This window comes from Curtobacterium sp. MMLR14_002 (assembly GCF_001864975.1).
Taxonomy (GTDB): domain Bacteria; phylum Actinomycetota; class Actinomycetes; order Actinomycetales; family Microbacteriaceae; genus Curtobacterium; species Curtobacterium flaccumfaciens.
Map to the genome: position 1 here is coordinate 2,450 of NZ_MJGT01000085.1, position 944 is coordinate 3,393.

Here is a 944-nt window from a genome sequence, read left to right on the forward strand (position 1 = left end):
CGGCCTGCTCGCCGACGACCTGCAGCTGCTGCACGGCGTTCGGACGCTGGAGGTCCGCCGCGACGAGCATCGGGGTGTGGCCGTCCTTCTTGAGCCACTTGCCGAGCTTGCCCGCGAGGGTGGTCTTACCGGCACCCTGCAGACCCGCGAGCATGATGACCGTCGGCGGCTTCTTCGCGAACTCGAGCCGTCGCTGCTGCCCGCCCAGGATGCCGACGAGTTCCTCGTTGACGATCTGGACGACCTGCTGCGCCGGGTTGAGCGCGCGGTTGACCTCGTCGGAGAGGGCACGCTCGCGCACCGATGCGGTGAACGCCTTGACGACCTCGAGCGCGACGTCGGCGTCGAGGAGCGCCCGCCGGATCTCGCGGACGGTGCCGTCGACGTCGGACGGAGTCAGCCGACCCTTGCTCCGCAGATTGCGGAAGGTCTCGGTCAGCCGATCGGAGAGTGAACCGAATTGCGCCATGATCCGTCGATTCTACAAGGCTCCCGCCGACGACACCGGCCCGTTCACCGCAGGAGGACACCCTCGGTCAGCTCGAGCGGCGCCCCCAGCCCCACGTCGATGACCACCGGCGCGCTCGACGGGCTCCGGTCACCGGTCGGGAACCAGCGTCGGTCGGGCGACACCAGGATCACGAGACCGTCCACGTCGCCCACCGCCGCGAACGACTCCCCCGGCGGGTTGGCGTAGGGCTCGAGACCGGCGCGTCGCAGGGCCTCGACAGCGCCGAGGACGTCGGGGACGGGGACGCCGACCTCGCTGACGGAGACGAGCGGGACGACGGCGCCGGTGCCGATGCCGGAACCGTCGCCGGCGCGCCGGGCGCCCGACTCCAGGTCCCGCCGCTCGATGAGCTCGAGGAGCTGCTGGTCGGGCCCCTCGAAGTAGACCGACCGCGAGTTCCAGTTCGGCGGCCCCTCGAACTCGTCCTGGTCGT

At 71.0% G+C, this 944-nt stretch carries 2 protein-coding genes; both read right to left on the minus strand.

Annotated features, from left to right (window positions below; translation table 11 throughout):
• Positions 1 to 469: signal recognition particle receptor subunit alpha (locus BIU91_RS15035; protein WP_171907857.1), on the minus strand; the 469-nt coding region annotated here is incomplete at its 3' end.
• Positions 470 to 513: 44 nt separating this feature from the next.
• The coding region (locus BIU91_RS19005) for a hypothetical protein (RefSeq protein WP_071406131.1) at positions 514 to 944 on the minus strand (431 nt) is incomplete at its 5' end.